The 3,345-nt window shown below is 66.8% G+C and carries 3 protein-coding genes; all 3 read left to right on the forward strand.

Annotation, left to right across the window (positions count from 1 at the left end):
- The first annotated feature begins 310 nt into the window (after positions 1-310).
- Positions 311-1,384 carry a nitrogen regulation protein NR(II) gene (gene glnL / locus BP26_RS0105935; protein ID WP_029919656.1) on the forward strand — a complete coding sequence of 358 codons (1,074 nt, stop codon included), beginning with the start codon at positions 311-313 and terminating at the stop codon, positions 1,382-1,384.
- Positions 1,381-2,850 carry a nitrogen regulation protein NR(I) gene (gene ntrC, locus BP26_RS0105940; protein WP_029919657.1) on the forward strand — a complete coding sequence of 490 codons (1,470 nt, stop codon included), beginning with the start codon at positions 1,381-1,383 and terminating at the stop codon, positions 2,848-2,850. Before glnL ends, ntrC begins: the two co-directional genes overlap by 4 nt.
- Before the next feature lie 296 nt (positions 2,851-3,146).
- The coding region (locus BP26_RS31235; RefSeq protein WP_211254836.1) for a hypothetical protein at positions 3,147-3,345 on the forward strand (199 nt) is incomplete at its 3' end.

A 3,345-nucleotide genomic window follows, 5' to 3' on the forward strand; every position in this document is an offset into this window, starting at 1 on the left:
CCCTTTGATGCAGGGCAAGGCGCGAGGAGCGTGGTGTACTGAAATGTACACGAGCGACGAGCAACGCCGCCCTGCATCAAAGGGCAAACCGCCCGAAGGGTTGCCCCCCATTTTGCACCAGGCTGCGTTGCTCGCTCCTCATGTGCTTCAGCACACTTCGTCGCTCGCGCCTTGCCTGGCGCAAAATGGGGGGCAACGGTAGGGCTTGGGATTCATCAGAGGCTCCCTAGGGAGTCTCCAGCTTCTTTGCCCGGCGTACATCCCACCGGGCGTTCCTCCATGCTGGCGCGCATCTTGCGAGCTGCCTTATATGAAATTCTCCGTATTGAACCGGGGCCAGCCTGCCGCCATTCTCGACGGGCTGACCACTGCTGTCATCACACTCGATCATGCGCTGCGCATCACCTACATCAACTCGGCGGCGGAGAGCCTGTTCGGTCTCAGCCGGCACCATGCCTTGGGCGAAGCCCTGGCCGAGGCGGTGGCGCGCTTCACCGAACACGAGCCCCGCCTGCGCCGCGCGCTTGAAACCGGCAGCGGCTTCATCGAGCGCGAGCTCAAGCTGCACCGCACGGGCGAGGAGCCGATCACCGTCGATTGCACCGTCACGCCTCTGCTCGGCGGCAAGCCGGGGCTGATGATGGAGATCCTGGCGCTGGACCGGCACCTGCGCATCTCCCGCGATGAACTGCTGCTGACCCAGCACCAGGCCAGCCGGGAGCTGATCCGCGGCCTGGCGCACGAGATCAAGAACCCGCTGGGCGGTATCCGCGGCGCGGCGCAGCTGCTGGAGCGGGAATACCCCGACAGCGAGCACCGCGAATACACCCGCGTCATCATCCGCGAGGCCGATCGCCTGCAGAACCTGGTCGACCGCCTGCTCGGCCCCAACCGCCTGCCGCAGAAGGCCGACGTCAACGTCCACCAGATTCTCGAGCACGTGCGCCAGCTGGTGGAAGCCGAGGCGCCCTCCGGCATCGTGGTGCTGCGCGACTACGACCCGAGCATCCCCGAAGTGCACGCCGACCGCGAGCAGCTGATCCAGGCCACCCTCAACGTCAGCCGCAACGCCCTGCAGGCACTTGGCGCCAAGGGCAGCGGCATGATCGTGCTGCGTACCCGCACCCGCCGCCAGATCACCATCGGCGGCCGCCGCCACAAGCTGGCGATCCAGGTGGACATCGAAGACAACGGCCCCGGCATTGCGCCCACCATGATGGAGAAGATCTTTTACCCGATGGTCACGACACGCGCCGAGGGCACCGGCCTGGGCCTGCCCATCGCCCAATACCTGATCCACAGCCACGGAGGGCTGATCGAATGCCAGTCACAGCCGGGACGCACAGTGTTTTCCATGTTCCTGCCGCTCGGAGAGTCCTCATGAGCGATGCCACCAAGGTCTGGATCGTCGACGACGACGAATCGATCCGCTGGGTGCTGGAAAAGGCCCTGCAACGCGTGGGCATGGACGTGCAGAGCTTCCCCGGCGCGGCCGAGCTGCTCGATGCCCTGCAGGAAGACACGCCCGACGTGCTGATCTGCGACATCCGCATGCCCGGCGTCAACGGCCTGGAGCTGATGGAGCGGGTGCACAGCGCCAAGCCCGACCTGCCCGTCATCATCGTCACCGCGCACTCCGACCTCGACGCCGCCGTGGCCGCGTTCAAGGGCGGCGCCTTCGAATACCTGCCCAAGCCGTTCGACGTCGACGGCGTCGCCACCCTGGTGCAGCGCGCCGCCGCCAAGCGCGTCGCCGTGACCACCGCGCCGCAGGCCGCCGACCGCCCCGCCATCATCGGCGCCGCGCCGGCGATGCAGGACGTGTTCCGCGCCATCGGCCGCCTCGCCGCTTCGCAGATCACCGTGCTGATCACCGGCGAGTCCGGCACCGGCAAGGAACTGATCGCCCGCGCCCTCCACACCAACAGCCCGCGCGCCAGCAAGCCCTTCATCGCCATCAACACCGCCGCGATTCCGAAGGATCTGCTGGAATCGGAATTCTTCGGCCACGAGCGCGGCGCCTTCACCGGCGCGCAGATGCAGCGCAAGGGCCGCTTCGAACAGGCCGACGGCGGCAGCCTGTTCCTCGACGAGATCGGCGATATGCCGGCCGATCTGCAGACACGCCTGCTGCGTGTGCTGCAGGACGGCCAGTTTTACCGCGTCGGCGGCGTCTCGCCAGTGAACGTCGATGTGCGCATCATCGCCGCCACCCACCAGAATCTCGAGAAGGCAGTGCAGGAAGGCCGCTTCCGCGAGGATCTGTTCCACCGCCTCAACGTCATCCGCGTGCGCATCCCGCCGCTGCGCGAACGCCGCGAGGACATCGAACTGCTGCTGCGCCACTTCCTCGACGCCGCCGCCAAGGAACTGAAGACCGAGCCCAAGCAGCTCCTGCCGGAAGTGCTGGAGCGGCTCAAGGCCTACGACTGGCTGGGCAACGTGCGCCAGCTGGAGAACGCCTGCCGCTGGCTCACCGTGATGGCTCCCGGCCGCGACATCCACCTGCAGGACCTGCCGCCGGAATTGCGCGCGGCCACCGCCGCCGTGACGGCCGTTGAAGCACCCGCCCCGGCAGCCGATACCTCGGCTCCGCAAGCCGCTGCCGCTCCCGCGGTCGTTCCGGCCGCAACCGGCTCCTGGAACGACGCCCTGGGCCGCTGGGCCGAAGCCCGGCTTGCCGCCGGGCAAAGCGACCTCCTCGGCGAAGCCGCGCCGCTGTTCGAGCGCACTTTGATCAACGTCGCCCTGGCCGCCTGCAAGGGGCAGCGCCAGGAAGCCGCGCGGCGTTTGGGCTGGGGGCGGAATACGTTGACGCGGAAGATCAAGGAACTGGGGATCGACGACTAGCCGGTACGGATTCCCGGCTGCCCCTCGCATCTTTGGCTGTTCCCCCTCTCTCCCCACGCACGTGGGGGAGAGGGCCGGGGTGAAGGGCGTTTTTCGCTTGACTGAGCACACGCCCCGTTCGCCCCGAGTGCCCGCGAAGCGGGTGTATCGGGGGGCCAGCACCATACGCTGAAAACCCTGTTTTTCCCCATGCGTGCCATGCGTGCCAAGGTTTTTTGTTGGCACGCATGCGGTGAGCGCTTTTCCTTTTCCTCTGGAAAGGGGCTGGGGAAAACTGGATCCCCGCCTGCGCGGGGATGACGAAGAAGGCCGAGGAACGTCCAAGAGCGACACTCCGGCTTTTGACGTTGCTTTGCGCATTTGCGGTTGCTTTTGATTTGGCCTTTGACGTTCCCCCCGTTGCCTGCGCCGAGCATCGCAGTCCGCGGCGACATGGGCTCGCGCCTGTTTGGCGCGAGGCGAGGCAGGATGCCGAAGCGTTTTTGTACAGGCCAG

It is taken from the genome of Nevskia soli DSM 19509, assembly GCF_000711955.1.
Taxonomy (GTDB): Bacteria; Pseudomonadota; Gammaproteobacteria; order Nevskiales; family Nevskiaceae; genus Nevskia; species Nevskia soli.